Here is a 14,451-nt window from a genome sequence, read left to right on the forward strand (position 1 = left end):
GAACGGGGATACGGCGTAATGTCTGGAACAGGTGTCTATCCCCGTGATCTGGTCGGCTATGGCGGTAACCCGCCGGATGCGAAATGGCCGGGCGGAGCACGGATCGCGGTGCAGTTCGTCATCAATTACGAGGAGGGGGCCGAGAATTCGGTCCTGCATGGTGATCGCGGGTCGGAAGCCTTCCTGTCGGAAATGATCGGGGCGCAGTCGATTACCGGCGCGCGCGCGATCGCGATGGAAAGCCTGTATGAATACGGGTCGCGCGCCGGGTTCTGGCGGCTGCATCGCATTTTTACCCAGCGTAAGCAGCCGCTTACGGTATTTGGCGTGGCGGCCGCCATGGCACGCAACCCCGCAGCCGTCGCGGCGATGAAGGAAGCAGGCTGGGAAATCGCATCCCACGGGCTGCGCTGGATTGATTACCAGCACGTGCCCGAAGCGGTGGAGCGCGCGCATATCCAGGAATGCATCGCGCTGCATACGAAGCTGACCGGATCACGGCCGCTGGGGTGGTATCAGGGGCGCACCAGTCCCAATACCGCCCGGCTGATCGCGGAAGAAGGCGGCTTTGTCTATGACGCGGATTCCTATGCCGATGACCTGCCGTATTATGATCGCAGCCATGGTCGTGCGCAGTTGATCGTACCCTATACGCTGGATGTCAACGACATGCGTTTCGTGGCGATCAATGGCTTTACCGAAGGTGAGCAGTTCTTCACCTACCTGCGCGATACCTTTGACGAACTGTATGAGGAAGGGGCGGACAGGCCGCGCATGATGTCGGTGGGCCTGCACTGCCGTGTGGCGGGCCGTCCGGGGCGTGCGCGGGCCGTGGCGCGTTTCCTTGATTACATTGCCACGCGGGAAAAGGTCTGGGTCGTGACCCGGCTGGATATCGCCCGGCACTGGCTGGAAACGCACCCGGCATGAAAAACGTGATGGACCGCGTCAATGGCGCTTCCGCTGTCAGGTTTGTGGAACTGTTCGGGCCGATATACGAACATTCCCCATGGATTGCCCAGCGCGCCCGCGCCCATGGCCCCTTTGCGGACATGGACGCCATGCTGGCGGCCATGCGCCATGAACTGGACCGGGCGACGCAGGCGGAAAAGATGGCGCTGATCCGCGCCCATCCCGAACTGGCGCAGCGCATGGGCGTGGACCCGACGCTGACCTCTGCTTCCGCGTCCGAACAGGCGTCCGCCGGGCTGGACCGCCTGACGCCGGAGGAGTTCACGACCTTCCGCACCCTGAATGACGCCTATGCCGCCAAATTCGGCATCCCGTTCATCATCTGTGTGCGTCGGTCGGACAAGGAAGGTATCCTGAACGGGATGCGCACACGGCTGGACAACACGCCCGAAGCGGAACAGCAGGCCGCCCTGCGTGAAATCAACAAGATTGCCGCGTTGCGTCTGGCGGATGTGCTGACGCGGCTGGAGCAGGAACCATGAGCACCCTTTCCACCCACGTCCTCGACCTTGTTTCAGGCAAGCCCGCCGCTGGCATGGCGATCAGCCTGTGGGCGGGGCAGGACTGCCTGTTCCGCGGCGTGACCAATGCGGATGGCCGTTGCCCGGACTTGGGCCAGCAGACCGGGGACATGCAGGCCGGTGCCTACCGGCTGGAATTCAGTGTGGCGGACTATTTCCGCAACCGGGATGTCGCGTTGTCGGACCCGCCATTCCTTGATGTCGTGCCCATCGCTTTTGGCATGGCGCAGGTGGCAAAGGGGGAGAAGGGGGGACATTACCACGTGCCGCTTCTGGTCTCGCCCTACGGGTTTTCGACCTATCGCGGTAGCTGAGCGGGTCAGGGGAACTATTTGAAAACAAAAAGGGCCGTGGCGCATGTAACGCCACGGCCCTTTTCCGTATCCCGCGACAGGCTGGCTGCAGCAGGGAAAAACCGTATCAGACCAGCGCCTGCTTCAGGGCGGCGGTCAGTTCGGTCGTGGTGGCCTTGCCACCCAGGTCGCCCGTGCGCACGGCGCCCGAGGTGATGACCTTTTCGATGGCCTTGTCGATGCGGGTGGCCAGATCCTGACGGCCCACATGCGCCAGCATCATGTTGGCAGCCAGCAGCAGCGAGGTCGGGTTGGCCTTGTTCTGGCCCGCGATATCCGGTGCCGAACCATGGACGGCTTCGAACACGGCGGCCTTTTCGCCAATGTTCGCACCCGGCGCCAGGCCAAGCCCGCCAACCAGACCGGCGGTCAGGTCGGACAGGATGTCACCAAACAGGTTGGTGGTGACGATGCAGTCATACTGCCACGGATCGGTCACAAGCTGCATGGCGCAGGCGTCGACAATCCGCTCGTTCACTTCCACGCGGCCTTCATATTCCTTGGCGACCTTGCGGCCTTCTTCAAGGAACAGGCCCGTCAGCAGCTTCAGGATGTTGGCCTTGTGTACCAGGGTGACACGCTTGCGGTTGTTCTTGACCGCGTATTCAAAGGCATAGCGGACGATGCGGTTGCATTCCCTGCGCGTGGTGTAACCCGCGCTGGTGGCGATGGCGTGCGGGTCATCACCGTATGGAATGTAGTTTTCCATCGCCGCGTAATACCCTTCGAGGTTTTCGCGGAAGATGACGAGGTTGATGTTCTCGAAACGGCCACCGGGCACGATCGTCTTGGTCGGACGGACATTCGCGAACAGGCCGAACTCCTGACGCAGTGTCACGTTGATGGACTTGAAGCCACCACCGACGGGGGTCGTCAGCGGGCCTTTCAGCGCAAGGCCGGTGCGGCGGATGCTTTCGATCGTTTCCTTGGGCAGCGGGCTGCCGGTGGCGTCAAGTGCCGCGACACCGCCAAGTGCCTTTTCCCATTTGAAAGGGGCGCCAACCGCATCAAGGATCTCGGTCACGGACTGGACGATTTCAGGCCCGATTCCGTCACCCGGAATCAGGGTGGCGGGAATTGTTTTTTCTGTAGACATTCTCGAACGTCTCCCTTTGTGCTTGCTACTGAAAAGCGTTTCAGCATGCGCACCGGCTTGGCGGACCCGGTTCGTTGCCGGGTGCCCCGTCGGAACTGGTTAAAAGTCCTAGGCCCCCCAGCCCCGTGTGACAATCGGGCCACCGGACGATGACCGTGGTTTTGCAGTCACATTATCCGGCGTTCAGCGGTGCGCATGCAACGCCAAGCCATGTGCGTTCCTGACTTCCCAGATGTGGGGCGACCCTTTCAAAAACCCGTGCATGATAGGCATCCAGCCAGGCAATTTCATTTTCCTGCAGGTTGGCCACGTCAATCAGCCGCCGGTCGAACGGGGCCAGGGTCAGGACCTCGAATTCCAGAAAATCACGCCCCGCCTCCGCCGTGGGGGATGGCTGGACCAGATGCAGGTTTTCCAGACGGATGCCGAATGCGCCAGGGCGGTAATAGCCCGGTTCATTCGACAGGATCATGCCCGCATGCAGTTTTACAGGGCGAAAAACAGGGGAAATGGTCGCCGGCCCCTCATGCACCGACAGGTAGCTGCCAATGCCGTGGCCGGTGCCATGGTCATAGTCCAGTCCCCCTTCCCACAGCGCATGGCGGGCAAGGGCATCGAGCGCGTGGCCGGTTACGCCACGCGGGAAATGCGCACGGGCCAGCGCGATATGCCCGCGCAGCACGCGGGTGAAGGCGTCGCGCACATCCGCCCCCGGCGCGTCCGGTCCGGTCCAGACCGTGCGGGTGATGTCGGTGGTGCCAAAGGGGTACTGTCCGCCACTGTCGATCAGATAGACCTCGTTCGGCTGTAGCCTGCGGTCGGTCCCGGGCGTTACGCGGTAATGGATGATCGCACCGTTGGGGCCGGAACCGGAAATGGCGGGGAAGCTTTCCTCCCGGTAATCGGGGCTGGCGGCGCGGAAGCGGTCAAGCTGCTCCGCCGCTGCCAGTTCCGCCGTGTCTGTTGCGTTTTCATCCAGCCAGTGCAGGAAACGGCAGATGGCGATCCCGTCCAGCAGGTGGGCGCGGCGGCTGCCTTCCTGTTCCGTCCGGTTCTTGATCGCCTTGGGCAACTGGCAGGGATCGCCCCTGCGGATGACCGTGGCCCCCGCGTCCTCCAGCGTCTGGATGAACCATACGGCGTTGCTGGCCGGGTCCACCTGCACGCGCGCGCCGGACAGGGCGCGCAGGTTTTTCTCCAGCGCGGCGGGCGGCGCGATCGTGACATCGTCCCCCAGCCATTGCCGCGTCGTGTCGGCAACCTTGGCCGGGTCGATCAGCAACGTGACGCGCCCGGTCTCATGCACGATGGCGAAGGACAGGCTGAGCGGCGTGTACGGCACGTCGCGGCCACGGATGTTCAGCAGCCATGCGATTGATGCCGGGTCGCTCAGCACCAGCGCAGCATCGCCTGCATCGCGCAAGCCCTCCGCAATGGCCGCGCGCTTGTCCTGACTGGACTGTCCGGCCCATTCCTCGGGCTGCGGGACACACGGCGTGCAGGGGGCGACGGGACGATCGGCCCAGATCCGGTCAACCGGGTTGGCGGGCAGGGCGACAAGTTCCAGCCCCGCGTCACTGAACGGACGCAGCGCGCTTTCGCTGATCAGGCGCGGGTCGTAACCGATCCGGCAGGTGGCCCCATGCCGCGCCAGCCATGTGGCGGGGGGGACATCACGGATATGCAGCCGCTCCCATGCCTTCCCGTCCACCTGCTGGTCCATCTGGGTGATGTAGCGGCCATCGGAAAAGACGGCGGCGATGTCAGGCAGCACCGCCGCCAGCCCTGCGCTGCCGGTAAACCCGGTCAGCCACGCCAGGCGTTCGGCGCAGGGGGCGACGTATTCCCCCAGGTGTTCATCCCCACGGGGCAGGATAAATCCGTCAACGCCCATCTGTTTCAGCACGGCGCGCAGCGCGTCGGGGCGGGTCGGGGCGGTAGGCATGGGCATATCCTTCGGCGTAGGGGATCAGGAAACGGACATGATGCGGTACAGGAACAGAAGGTCCATCCACCGCCCGTATTTCGTGCCGCATTCAGGCAGCAGGCCACCATGCTGGAAGCCGAAGCGTTCATGCAGCTTGCGCGACGCGATGTTGGTGGAGGTAATGCCCGCGATCATGACATGCACCTCCTCCGTCTTCGCCCGGTCACACAGGGCCTGCAGCAGGGCGCTGCCAATGCCACGGCGCTTGTAGGCCGGGGCGATGTACAGCGAATGCTCGACCGTGTGCCTGTAGCCGGAAAAGGGCCGGAACGTCTTCCAGCTGCTGTAGCCCGCCACGTGGCCATCGGGGGTTTCGGCCACCAGCACGGGAAATCCGCTGGCCTGGCTGGAATGCAGCCACTCCAGCCGGGCGGCGATGGTGGTTTCGTGGGTTTCCCACATGGATGTGCTGTTGCGGATGGCATGATTGACGATTTCGACAATGGCGGGAATGTCCGCATCCGTCGCGTCACGGATCAGCAGGGACGCGGTATCAGCCATTGGGCTTGCGCAGGATAAGCGTGCCCCAGTCCCCTTCACGCAGGTGGCGTTCCAGCACCAGCCCGTGGCGGCGGTGTGCTGCCAGCACCATGCGTACCTGTGTATTCAGCAGCCCCGCGAGGATGGCCGTGCCACCGGGCAGCAGGTTGCGCGCCAGGTCGGCCGCCATGCTGCATAGCGGACGGGCGAGGATGTTGGCGAATACAAGGTCATAGGGCGCATGGTGGCGGATGGCAGGCGTGGACCAGCCATTGCCCAGGTGACAGTCCACCAGGTTGGACAGCCCGTTCATGGCCGCGTTGCGCCGCGTCACGCGCACTGACCACGGGTCGATATCGGTCGCCAGCACGCGTTTGTGCAGCAGGGATGCGGCCGCCATGGCCAGGATGCCCGACCCGCAGCCAAGGTCGAGGATGCGCCGGGGTTTGCGATAGGCGACCATTTCCAGCGCGCGCAGGCAGCCACGGGTCGAACCATGTTCCCCCGACCCGAAGGCGACGCCCGCATCCAGCGTGATGGTGATGCGCTGGGGGCGGGTGGTGCGTTCAAGGTGCGTGCCCCGGATGGCGAAGCGCCTGCCCGCAAGCTGTTCGGGAAAGGATTCATAGGTGCGGGCCAGCCAGCCTTCGGATTCCGTGTGGCTGCGTTCCAGTTCCGCATCCACGCCACTGGTCAGGCCAGCCAGGATCAGGGCGGCGCGCAGTTCGTCCTCCCCGCTGCCGGTATCCTTGACGCCTTCCACGCGCCACAGGGTCTGGCTGTCATCGACTTCGAAAATGCCGATGGTGGCGCAGACGGTGGACAGGGCGGATTCATAGGCTTCGACCGCATCAGGCGGGACCGTGACCGATATGGTTTCCAGTTCTGTGGCGTGACGCCGGGGGGAAAGGCTCATCTATACCTGCTCAACAAATGTATCGATCACCCGCTTGGGGCCTGCTTTTTCAAACGCGACTTCCAGCCGGTTTCCCTCGATCGAGGTAATCGTGCCGTAGCCGAATTTCTGGTGGAACACACGCACCCCCACCTTCATGCCCGACGTGGCGGTGGTGGACGGGGTTACGTCATGCACGCGCCGGGACGCCACCAGCGGGAAGGGCGTGCTGCCGAACACGGCGGGGCGGCCGAGGAAGCTGCGCCTGCTGTTGGCCGTATCGCCGCGCGTCTCGATATGTTCGGCGGGCAGTTCCTCGACAAAGCGGCTGGGAATGGCGGACTGCCAGTTGCCGTATATGCGGCGGTTGGCGGCGTGGCTGATCATGGCCAGCCTGCGCGCCCGCGTAATGCCGACATAGGCCAGGCGGCGTTCTTCCTCCAGCCCTTTCAGGCCGCCTTCATCCAGCGTGCGCTGGGAGGGGAACACGCCTTCCTCCCATCCCGGCAGGAACACGGTGTCGAATTCCAGCCCCTTGGCGCCATGGAGCGTCATGATGCTCATGCTGTCCGCGCCCGATTTATCCTCGGTATCCATGACGAGGGCGACATGTTCCAGGAAACCGCCAAGGTTTTCGTAATCCGCCAGCGAGCGTACCAGTTCCTTCAGGTTTTCCAGCCGTCCCGGCGCATCGGGGGATTTGTCGGCCTTCCACATGTCGATATACCCGCTGTCCTCCAGCAGGTGATCGATGGCGACGACATGTCCCTCGCGCCCCAGCATGTCGCGCGTGGCGCCCAGCGTGCGCATGAGGGCGGCAAGCTGTTCCTTCGCCCGGCCCTTGATGTCGCCCGCGCCCAGCATTTCCAGCACGGCCGCGGTCAGCGGGATCTGGCGTTCGCGGGCATGCATGTGCATTTTCTGCAGCCCCGTGGTGCCCACGCCCCGGCGGGGCACGTTGATGATGCGTTCAAACGCAAGGTCGTCCGATGGCTGGTTGACCACGCGCATGTAGGCGATGGCATCGCGGATTTCGGCACGTTCGTAAAAACGCAGGCCGCCCACCACGCGGTAGGGCAGGCCGAGGGTAATCAGCCGTTCTTCAAACGCGCGGGTCTGGAAACCGGCGCGGACCAGGATGGCGATTTCCGCCATCGGGTGGCCATCGGCGCGCAGGCGTTCGATCTCGGTGCCGACCATGCGGGCTTCATCATCCGAATCCTGCACGGAAATCACGCGCACCTTCTCGCCTTCCGCATCCTCGCGGCCGGGATGCAGGGTCTTGCCCAGACGTTCCTCGTTATGCGCGATCAGGCCCGACGCCGCCCCAAGGATCTGCCGGGTGGAACGGTAATTGCGTTCCAGCCGCACGACCTTCGCGCCGGGGAAATCACGTTCGAAGCGCAGGATGTTTTCTACTTCCGCCCCGCGCCAGGAATAGATCGACTGGTCATCATCGCCGACGCAGCAGATGTTGGACGGCTGGTTGTCCCGATGGGCCAGCAGCCGCAGCCACAGGTACTGGATGGTGTTGGTGTCCTGATATTCGTCCACCAGGATGTAGCGGAAGAAACGGTGATACTGCGCCAGCACATCGGGATGTTTGCGCAGGATTTCCGTCATGTGCAGCATGAGGTCGCCAAAGTCGCAGGCGTTGAGCTGCTTCAGGCGCTGCTGGTAATCGGTATAGATCTCGGCGCAGCGCCCATTGGCGAAATCCGTGTCCTCGGCCGCCGTGATGGCGTCTGGCACCAGGCCGCGATCCTTCCACCGCTGGATTACGCCCATGATCGCCTGTGGCGGCCAGCGCTTGGTATCGATGCGGTAGGGTTCAAGCACCTGCTTGAGCAGGCGCAGCTGGTCATCGGTGTCAAGGATGGTGAAGCTGCTGGTCAGCCCGACATATTCCGCATGGCGGCGCAGCATGCGCGCGCACAGCGCATGGAACGTGCCTAGCCACAGCCCTTCCGCCGGTTCGCCCAGCAGGGCGCTGACACGTTCGCGCATTTCACGCGCGGCCTTGTTGGTAAAGGTCACGGCCAGGATCTGGTTGGGCCGTGCGCGGCCCGACAGCAGGATATGCGCGAACCGCGTGGTCAGCACCCGCGTCTTTCCGGTGCCGGCGCCGGCAAGGACCAGCAGTGGGCCATCCGTCGTCTCGATCGCGGCCCGCTGTTCGGGGTTGAGGCGGTTCAGGTAATCCGGCGCGGGGCCGGTGGGGATAAGGCTGTCCATGACATTATCTTCTATAGCAATCCCGTCGCCGGGTAACCAATGCTATCAATCATGGCGAGGGGAAATGCGGTGGGGGAAGCGATGGCATGAATACGCTCAGGGGAACGGGGCCGGGTGGCCACCGGGCACGCATGCGCAGGCGTATCCGCACGGCAGGCGCGCATTCGCTGGCTGATTACGAATTGCTGGAGGTCCTGCTGTTCGCAGCCGTGCCCCGGCGCGATACCAAGCCGCAGGCCAAGGCGCTTCTGGCCCATTTCGGCGATCTTGAGGCCGTGCTGGACGCCGGTCCCGCCGCCCTGCGCGCGGCGGGGCTTGGGCCGCGCGGGGTGGCGGTGCTTGGGTGCCCCGTACAGGTGGCGCGGCGTCTGGCGCATCCCGACCTGCGGGGCCAGGTGGTTTTCGCGGACATGGCGGCGGTGCTGGCATACTGCGACCGGCTGCCCGCGCGCGATCCTGACGCGTGGCGGCTGTTCTATCTTGATTCCGCGCGGCATGTGCTGGCCGATGAAGCTGTCGCCACCGCCCCGCCTGCCGATATGTGCCGGACCGTGCTGGCGCGCGCGCTGGAACTGCATGCCGTCTCCCTGGTTGCGGTCAGGGATATCGGCCAGCGCACGCCGCCAGCGGACGGGCAGGATGCCAACCTGCGTTTTGGCCGCATGCTGGAAACCCACGCCCGCCTGCTGGGCCTGATCGTGCATGACTGCGTGGTGCGCGGCTGCGGGACGGATGCAAGCCTGCGGGCGATGATCGCGCGATAGGGCGTATCAGCCGTGCGGGTGGGCTTCGGCCGCGGCAAACTGCTGGCGGATCGCGTCCAGCAGTTCGGACGGCTGGCTGACCAGCGCATCGGCACCGGCCTGCGTCAGTTCCTCCCGCGTGCCGTATCCCCACAATACGCCCAGCGCGCGGACGTGGTTGGCATGCGCGCCGCTTATGTCAAAACGCCGGTCGCCGATCATCAGCGCGTCCTCGCGCCGGATGTCGTGTTCACGCAGCACGGCGGCGATCAGTTCGGGTTTTTCCGCGCCGCTGTCATCGGCGCGCGCGCCCGACAGGCCATCGAAATACTGCACGAGATTGCGCAGGTGCAGGATCTTGCGCGCAAGATGGCGTGGCTTGGATGTCGCAACGAACAGCCGCACCCCTTCAGCGGACAGGGTCTCGATCACGTTGCGCATGTGGTCGAAAACCGGGCTTTTGTGCATGCCTTCCGATTCGTAGTGCTTGCGGTAAAGCGCCATCGCTTCCTGCACCCGGTCATCGCCATAATGCGCGAGGATATGGGCGATCAGTTCCTCCAGCGGGGGGCCGACCACCCATGTCAGGTCGATCGACATGTCGGGTTCATGACCAAGGTCGCGCAGTACGGCGTAAATGGATTCCACAATGCCATCGCGGGAACGGACGATGGTTCCGTCCAGGTCAAAAAGTACGGTATGGTTTTCATGAAACGGCATGCAGGTTCATAACCTCCTTGTTCTGAGCGCATAATGCACCATCGGGACGGCTTTTGTCCTGCAATTGTTGGGAAAACACCGTTTGCACGATCACACATCGCCCGAACCGGCCGCACTTCCCCTTGGGGGCGGTATCAGCCGGGCGGATGACCATGCCTTCCTGCAGCGCCTGATCCGCACGCTTGATTCCTCCCATCCCGCACCGGACCGTCTGGCCGCCAGCTTCCTGGCCCGTTTTGGTTCAGCGGGGATGGCGCTGTCGGCGCATGTGGGGGCGCTGGATGAAGTGGCGGGACGTGAAACCGTCCTGCCGCCCCTGCTGGCGGTCGTGACGGAGGCGGCGCTGCGCCTGTACCGTGCCCGCGTGCGGCGCACGGACATTCTGGCGGGACAGGCGGGGCTGGAAGCCTACCTGCAGGCCTGCATGGGTCATGAAGTGATCGAACAGTTCCGCGTGCTGTTCCTTGATGAAGACTTCCACCTGCTGGCCGATGAACTGATGGGCACCGGCACGGTCAACCATTCCCCGGTCTACCCGCGCGAAATCATGCGCCGCGCGCTGAAACTGGGGGCCAGGCGGCTGGTGCTGGCGCATAACCACCCCGCGGGCCAGCCGGAGCCTTCATCCGCCGATATCGAAATGACCCTGCGCATCGCCCAGATCGGCAAGCTCATGCAGGTCACGGTGCATGACCACATCATCGTGGGCAATGGCCGGACCCACAGTTTCCGCGCGGCGGGACTTCTGATCTAGTTACGCAGCGCCCTTGCGGTCCGCCAGCGGGCCGAGGGCGGCTTCCACCCCGAATTCACCGGGTAGCGCACCCTTGGGAAACAGCACGTTGACATGTCCCATCTTGCGCCCCGGGCGGGCTTCCGCCTTGCCGTAATGATGCGCCAGCAGACCCGGGGCAACCATGATTTCAGGCCACAGGGCCATGTCAGCGGGGCCGATCAGGTTTTTCATGACCGCGTCGCTGTGGCGGCCGGCGGGGGGCAGTGGCAGGCCGGTCACGGCGCGCACATGCATCTCGAACTGGTCCACGGGGCAGGCATTCATGGTCCAGTGGCCCGAATTATGGGGGCGGGGCGCGATTTCGTTCACGCGCAGGCTGCCATCGCGGTCCACGAACATCTCGACCCCCAGCAGGCCGGTCAGGTCCAGCGCCGTGGCAATGCGGCGGGCAAGGTCGCGCGCCTGCGCCGCAAGGTCGGGTGCGATTCGGGCCGGGGCCAGGCTTATGTCCAGAATGCCGTTGCGATGGCGGTTTTCGGTTACGTCGAAGGTCACGGTATCGCCGCGTGCGTTACGCGCGACCATCACGCTGACCTCACAGGCGAAGCGCACCATGCCCTCGGCCACCAGCGGGTGGGGACGCAGGCTGTCGAATGCCGCATCCAGTTCCGATGCATCGTGGATGCGGGCCTGACCCTTGCCATCATAACCAAGGCGCGTGGTCTTGAGGATGAAGGGATAGCCCAGTGCTTCCGCCGCCCGGTCCAGATCGGCGCGGTCGTGCACGCCTCGCCATGGCGCCACCGGAATGTCGTTTTCCGCCATGAAGGTCTTTTCGGCGATACGGTCCTGGCTTATGCGCAGGATGCGACCGGCAGGGTGCACCGGGCGGATGCTGGACAGCAGGTCCAGACCGTCGGCGCTGATATTCTCGAATTCAAAGGTGATGACATCCACCGCATCGGCAAAGCGGCGCAGGGCGTCATGATCATCATACCGGCCAAGGGTAATGGCATGCGCAACCTGTGCGGCCGGACCGTTGGCTTCCGTCGTCAGGATATGGGCACGGTAGCCAAGGCGGGCGGCGGCAATGGCGGACATGCGGCCAAGCTGTCCGCCGCCGACAATACCCAGGACCGAACCGGGGGCAAGCGGCGTCATCGCACGGGTTCCTGCGCCACGGCCGCCGTCTGTTTCGCCCGCCATGCGGCCAGCCGCCCACCAAGGTCAGGGTCGGACAGCGCAAGGATGGAGGCCGCCAGCAGCGCCGCATTGGTCGCCCCGGCCTTGCCAATGGCCAGCGTGCCCACGGGAATGCCGCCGGGCATCTGCACGATCGAAAGCAGGCTGTCCATGCCCTTCAGCGCATGCGATTCGACCGGCACCCCCAGCACAGGCAGCGCCGTCCACGCGGCACACATGCCCGGCAGGTGCGCGGCCCCCCCGGCGCCTGCGATGATCACCGACAGGCCACGTCCCTGCGCCGATTTTGCGTATTCCGCCAGGCGGTCGGGCGTGCGGTGGGCGGAGACGATGCGCACCTCATGCGCGATATCCAGCGCTTCCAGCACGGCGGTGGCGTGACGCATGGTTTCCCAGTCGGACTGGCTGCCCATGATCAGCCCGACGCGCGGGGATTTCGTGCCGGGGGACGGAAGGGGGGAAAGGCTCACGATTGCAATACTCTCGTCAGGGAATCAGGCGATACTGTCGGGGATCATGCGGCTTTCCAGCCATGTGATCTCATCCTTCAGCAGCAGCTTGCGCTTTTTCAGCCGTTGCAACTGCAACTGGTCCGTTACCTGCTGGGCCATGCGGCTTATGACCGTATCAAGGTCACGATGTTCGCTGCGCAGTTCGTGCAGCTTGCGAAGCAGGGTATCCCGATCTGTCAGCATGGCGGCTCATCTGTTAAGTGGGCATGTCGTATCCTAAGCATATCCGCCGCAAAAGGCGAAATGCCGGACATGATCCCCAGGGGCTGCAATTTTAGCATGGAAATTGCAGCATCGTCTGGTCTAGCCTGATCGGGTTGCAGTAAAGACGCTGGAGGGTTCCATGTCGTACGAAGCACGTATCAACAGCCTCAAAACCCGTCATGCGCGGCTTGACGCCCGCATTTTCGATGAAGACCGCAGGCCCATGCCCGATGAGGGCGCCCTGCGGCGGCTCAAGCTTGAGAAACTTCGTGTGAAGGAAGAGATCGAGCGCCTGGCCCGGCTGGGCTGACAACATTCCCGCCGCCCGGGCGGTCCGGGCGGCGGGGCGTTGGTCAGATGCCGTGTTCGTTGTCGTCATCCAGTTCCAGCGGCGGCGGCACGGCCTGGCCTTCGCGCGCCAGGCGTTCATTGGCGGCAGCAACCATGGCGTTCAGGTCCGTCTGGCTGCACAGGCCCAGCGTGACCGGGTCGCGCGGCTTGATGTTGGCGCTGTTCCAGTGCTGCTTGGTGCGCACCTTTTCGATGGTGTCCTTGGTGGTGCCCAGCAGCTTGCTGGTCTGCTGTTCCGACAGTTGCGGGAAATTGCGCAGGATGAAGGCAATCGCGTCCGGACGGTCGTTACGCTTGGCCACCGGGGTATAGCGTGCGCCCTTGGACCGGCGGTTGATCGGGTTGGCGGGCGGCAGTCCCTTGAGGCGTTCCTCGGGGTCTTTTTCGCAACGTGTAATTTCCGCCTGGGTCAACTGGTGGTGGGCGATCGGGTCGTAGCCCCGGATTCCCTGTGCCACTTCGCCGTCCGCGATGGCCTGGACTTCAAGGGGATGCATTCCACAATACGCGGCAATCTGGGTAAAGGTCAGCGCCGTCTTTTCAATAAGCCACACGGCGGTCGCCTTGGGCATTAAGGGCAGGGCAGTCATTCTCAGGTCCTACAGCGTGTGGCGCCACACGCAGGCACCTGAAAGGGTGTTTGAAACGGCCCCTGAAAAGGCGGAAGCCGTGCGTACCTGCTGGCGCGCCAGAAACAGAAAACACTCGTGGAAGTGATATGACGGTTGCAGGCGGCAAAGGTCAAGACTTCAATCCACCCGTCCCGGATGTTTCCCATCAATAAAAACAGGGGCAGGCTCGTGGCCTGCCCCTGCGGCAAACAGACTGTGATCGCCCACTTATGCGGCACGGCTTGCGGGCTGTGGGGCAGGGGCGGCGGCGCCTGCCGCGATCGTCCCGGCCATGGCATCGGTGGCGGGATGGGGTGCCTCGGCCCGTGGGGCGGTATCGCCCGCCATGGTCTGGCCTGATGAAATGGGGATGCGGCGTGGCTTCAGCGCCTCGGGCACGATATGGCGTACCGCGATGCGCAGCAGGCCGTTGGTCAGGTCCGCCTTTTCCACCACGACATGGTCAGCCAGCACGAAACGGCGTTCGAAGGCGCGCGTGGCGATGCCGCGATAGAGCATTTCCCTGTCCTGCGTGCCGTCGCTGACACGACCTGACACGATCAGGGTATTGTCCTGTACCGTCAGTTCGATGTCATCGGGACCAAAGCCAGCGACCGCCATCGTCAGTGTATATTGCGCGTCGGACAGTTTTTCGATGTTGTAAGGGGGATAGGACGAACCGACCGGGTTCTGTGCCGCCGTGTCGACAAGTTGGGCCAGACGGTCAAATCCTATGGCGCTGCGAAATAGCGGCGCGAAATCGTAAGCCATGTGAAACCTCCATGAAGCAAGGTCTGGTGTCATGCGGTCCCTCGGTTGAGCTGACCGCGAT

The 14,451-nt window shown here is 64.0% G+C and carries 17 protein-coding genes; 6 read left to right on the top strand and 11 right to left on the bottom strand.

The window, feature by feature from the left end; all coding sequences use genetic code 11:
• Positions 1–18 precede the first annotated feature (18 nt).
• The 3 genes from puuE to uraH are packed head-to-tail and all read left to right on the top strand — an operon-like array spanning position 19 to position 1,807.
• Entirely contained in the window at positions 19–930 is a 912-nt protein-coding gene (puuE, locus tag S101446_RS15070) for an allantoinase PuuE (protein WP_087608702.1), read from the top strand.
• A gap of 8 nt (positions 931–938) precedes the next feature.
• On the top strand, positions 939–1,454 hold the full coding sequence (gene uraD, locus S101446_RS15075) for a 2-oxo-4-hydroxy-4-carboxy-5-ureidoimidazoline decarboxylase (RefSeq protein ID WP_087608703.1): 516 nt from the start codon (positions 939–941) through the stop codon (positions 1,452–1,454).
• Positions 1,451–1,807, top strand: a complete 357-nt coding sequence (gene uraH, locus S101446_RS15080) for a hydroxyisourate hydrolase (protein ID WP_019090527.1) — start codon at positions 1,451–1,453, stop codon at positions 1,805–1,807. Before uraD ends, uraH begins: the two co-directional genes overlap by 4 nt.
• 106 nt (positions 1,808–1,913) lie before the next feature.
• On the opposite strand, the gene S101446_RS15085 is transcribed toward uraH, so the two are convergent.
• The 5 genes from S101446_RS15085 to S101446_RS15105 all read right to left on the bottom strand — a co-directional run bounded on the left by S101446_RS15085 (position 1,914) and on the right by S101446_RS15105 (position 8,539).
• Complete coding sequence (locus S101446_RS15085; RefSeq protein ID WP_010507600.1) at positions 1,914–2,942, bottom strand: isocitrate/isopropylmalate dehydrogenase family protein; 1,029 nt, start codon at positions 2,940–2,942, stop codon at positions 1,914–1,916.
• 172 nt (positions 2,943–3,114) lie between these two features.
• Positions 3,115–4,887, bottom strand: a complete 1,773-nt coding sequence (locus S101446_RS15090; RefSeq protein WP_208620524.1) for an aminopeptidase P family protein — start codon at positions 4,885–4,887, stop codon at positions 3,115–3,117.
• Positions 4,888–4,911: 24 nt separating this feature from the next.
• Complete coding sequence (locus S101446_RS15095; RefSeq protein ID WP_087608705.1) at positions 4,912–5,430, bottom strand: GNAT family N-acetyltransferase; 519 nt, start codon at positions 5,428–5,430, stop codon at positions 4,912–4,914.
• Positions 5,423–6,325 carry a 50S ribosomal protein L11 methyltransferase gene (locus S101446_RS15100; protein ID WP_087608706.1) on the bottom strand — a complete coding sequence of 301 codons (903 nt, stop codon included), beginning with the start codon at positions 6,323–6,325 and terminating at the stop codon, positions 5,423–5,425. The genes S101446_RS15095 and S101446_RS15100 overlap by 8 nt, the downstream gene beginning before the upstream one ends.
• On the bottom strand, positions 6,326–8,539 hold the full coding sequence (locus tag S101446_RS15105) for an ATP-dependent helicase (protein WP_087608707.1): 2,214 nt from the start codon (positions 8,537–8,539) through the stop codon (positions 6,326–6,328). It lies immediately after the preceding gene.
• An 86-nt stretch (positions 8,540–8,625) separates the two neighbouring features.
• On the opposite strand from S101446_RS15105, the gene S101446_RS15110 reads away from it, so the two are divergent.
• Positions 8,626–9,303 carry a JAB domain-containing protein gene (locus S101446_RS15110; protein ID WP_238321900.1) on the top strand — a complete coding sequence of 226 codons (678 nt, stop codon included), beginning with the start codon at positions 8,626–8,628 and terminating at the stop codon, positions 9,301–9,303.
• Positions 9,304–9,309: 6 nt separating this feature from the next.
• On the opposite strand, the gene S101446_RS15115 is transcribed toward S101446_RS15110, so the two are convergent.
• Entirely contained in the window at positions 9,310–10,002 is a 693-nt protein-coding gene (locus S101446_RS15115) for an HAD hydrolase-like protein (RefSeq protein ID WP_010507593.1), read from the bottom strand.
• Positions 10,003–10,084: 82 nt separating this feature from the next.
• On the opposite strand from S101446_RS15115, the gene S101446_RS15120 reads away from it, so the two are divergent.
• Positions 10,085–10,756: a JAB domain-containing protein gene (locus S101446_RS15120; protein WP_087608708.1), complete on the top strand. Its 672-nt coding sequence runs from the start codon at positions 10,085–10,087 to the stop codon at positions 10,754–10,756.
• Here S101446_RS15120 and S101446_RS15125 read toward each other — a convergent pair whose 3' ends face one another.
• From S101446_RS15125 to S101446_RS15135, 3 genes are read right to left on the bottom strand one after another with little or no spacing between them, the layout of a single operon-like run.
• The gene (locus tag S101446_RS15125) at positions 10,757–11,899 is read right to left on the bottom strand and encodes a 5-(carboxyamino)imidazole ribonucleotide synthase (protein ID WP_087608709.1); all 1,143 of its coding nucleotides are present in this window, start codon (positions 11,897–11,899) and stop codon (positions 10,757–10,759) included.
• Positions 11,896–12,411, bottom strand: a complete 516-nt coding sequence (gene purE / locus S101446_RS15130; protein ID WP_019084793.1) for a 5-(carboxyamino)imidazole ribonucleotide mutase — start codon at positions 12,409–12,411, stop codon at positions 11,896–11,898. The genes S101446_RS15125 and purE overlap by 4 nt, the downstream gene beginning before the upstream one ends.
• A 24-nt stretch (positions 12,412–12,435) precedes the next feature.
• Positions 12,436–12,636, bottom strand: a complete 201-nt coding sequence (locus S101446_RS15135) for a YdcH family protein (protein ID WP_010507587.1) — start codon at positions 12,634–12,636, stop codon at positions 12,436–12,438.
• Positions 12,637–12,796: 160 nt separating this feature from the next.
• Here S101446_RS15135 and S101446_RS15140 point away from each other — a divergent pair, with 160 nt between their 5' ends.
• Positions 12,797–12,967 (top strand): YdcH family protein, encoded by a 171-nt coding sequence (locus tag S101446_RS15140; protein ID WP_010507586.1) that lies wholly within the window; start codon positions 12,797–12,799, stop codon positions 12,965–12,967.
• Positions 12,968–13,010: 43 nt separating this feature from the next.
• Here the strand turns inward: S101446_RS15140 and S101446_RS15145 are convergent, their stop codons facing one another.
• Together S101446_RS15145 and S101446_RS15150 are read right to left on the bottom strand one after the other, a co-directional pair.
• Positions 13,011–13,598, bottom strand: coding sequence for a DUF1013 domain-containing protein (locus tag S101446_RS15145; protein ID WP_026018432.1), 588 nt, complete (start codon positions 13,596–13,598; stop codon positions 13,011–13,013).
• 249 nt (positions 13,599–13,847) lie between these two features.
• Positions 13,848–14,390 carry an Hsp20 family protein gene (locus tag S101446_RS15150; RefSeq protein ID WP_087608710.1) on the bottom strand — a complete coding sequence of 181 codons (543 nt, stop codon included), beginning with the start codon at positions 14,388–14,390 and terminating at the stop codon, positions 13,848–13,850.
• Positions 14,391–14,451 lie beyond the last annotated feature (61 nt).

It is taken from the genome of Komagataeibacter europaeus (assembly GCF_002173515.1).
GTDB classification, from domain to species: domain Bacteria; phylum Pseudomonadota; class Alphaproteobacteria; order Acetobacterales; family Acetobacteraceae; genus Komagataeibacter; species Komagataeibacter europaeus.

Bases quoted from the DNA above. Each gene is read 5' to 3' on its own strand.
- puuE (WP_087608702.1), top strand. From the start codon at position 19: ATGTCTGGAACAGGTGTCTATCCCCGTGATCTGGTCGGCTATGGCGGT.
- uraD (WP_087608703.1), top strand. From the start codon at position 939: ATGGACCGCGTCAATGGCGCTTCCGCTGTCAGGTTTGTGGAACTGTTC.
- uraH (WP_019090527.1), top strand. From the start codon at position 1,451: ATGAGCACCCTTTCCACCCACGTCCTCGACCTTGTTTCAGGCAAGCCC.
- S101446_RS15085 (WP_010507600.1), bottom strand. From the start codon at position 2,942: ATGTCTACAGAAAAAACAATTCCCGCCACCCTGATTCCGGGTGACGGA.
- S101446_RS15090 (WP_208620524.1), bottom strand. From the start codon at position 4,887: ATGCCTACCGCCCCGACCCGCCCCGACGCGCTGCGCGCCGTGCTGAAA.
- S101446_RS15095 (WP_087608705.1), bottom strand. From the start codon at position 5,430: ATGGCTGATACCGCGTCCCTGCTGATCCGTGACGCGACGGATGCGGAC.
- S101446_RS15100 (WP_087608706.1), bottom strand. From the start codon at position 6,325: ATGAGCCTTTCCCCCCGGCGTCACGCCACAGAACTGGAAACCATATCG.
- S101446_RS15105 (WP_087608707.1), bottom strand. From the start codon at position 8,539: ATGGACAGCCTTATCCCCACCGGCCCCGCGCCGGATTACCTGAACCGC.
- S101446_RS15110 (WP_238321900.1), top strand. From the start codon at position 8,626: ATGAATACGCTCAGGGGAACGGGGCCGGGTGGCCACCGGGCACGCATG.
- S101446_RS15115 (WP_010507593.1), bottom strand. From the start codon at position 10,002: ATGCCGTTTCATGAAAACCATACCGTACTTTTTGACCTGGACGGAACC.
- S101446_RS15125 (WP_087608709.1), bottom strand. From the start codon at position 11,899: ATGACGCCGCTTGCCCCCGGTTCGGTCCTGGGTATTGTCGGCGGCGGA.
- S101446_RS15135 (WP_010507587.1), bottom strand. From the start codon at position 12,636: ATGCTGACAGATCGGGATACCCTGCTTCGCAAGCTGCACGAACTGCGC.
- S101446_RS15140 (WP_010507586.1), top strand. From the start codon at position 12,797: ATGTCGTACGAAGCACGTATCAACAGCCTCAAAACCCGTCATGCGCGG.
- S101446_RS15145 (WP_026018432.1), bottom strand. From the start codon at position 13,598: ATGACTGCCCTGCCCTTAATGCCCAAGGCGACCGCCGTGTGGCTTATT.
- S101446_RS15150 (WP_087608710.1), bottom strand. From the start codon at position 14,390: ATGGCTTACGATTTCGCGCCGCTATTTCGCAGCGCCATAGGATTTGAC.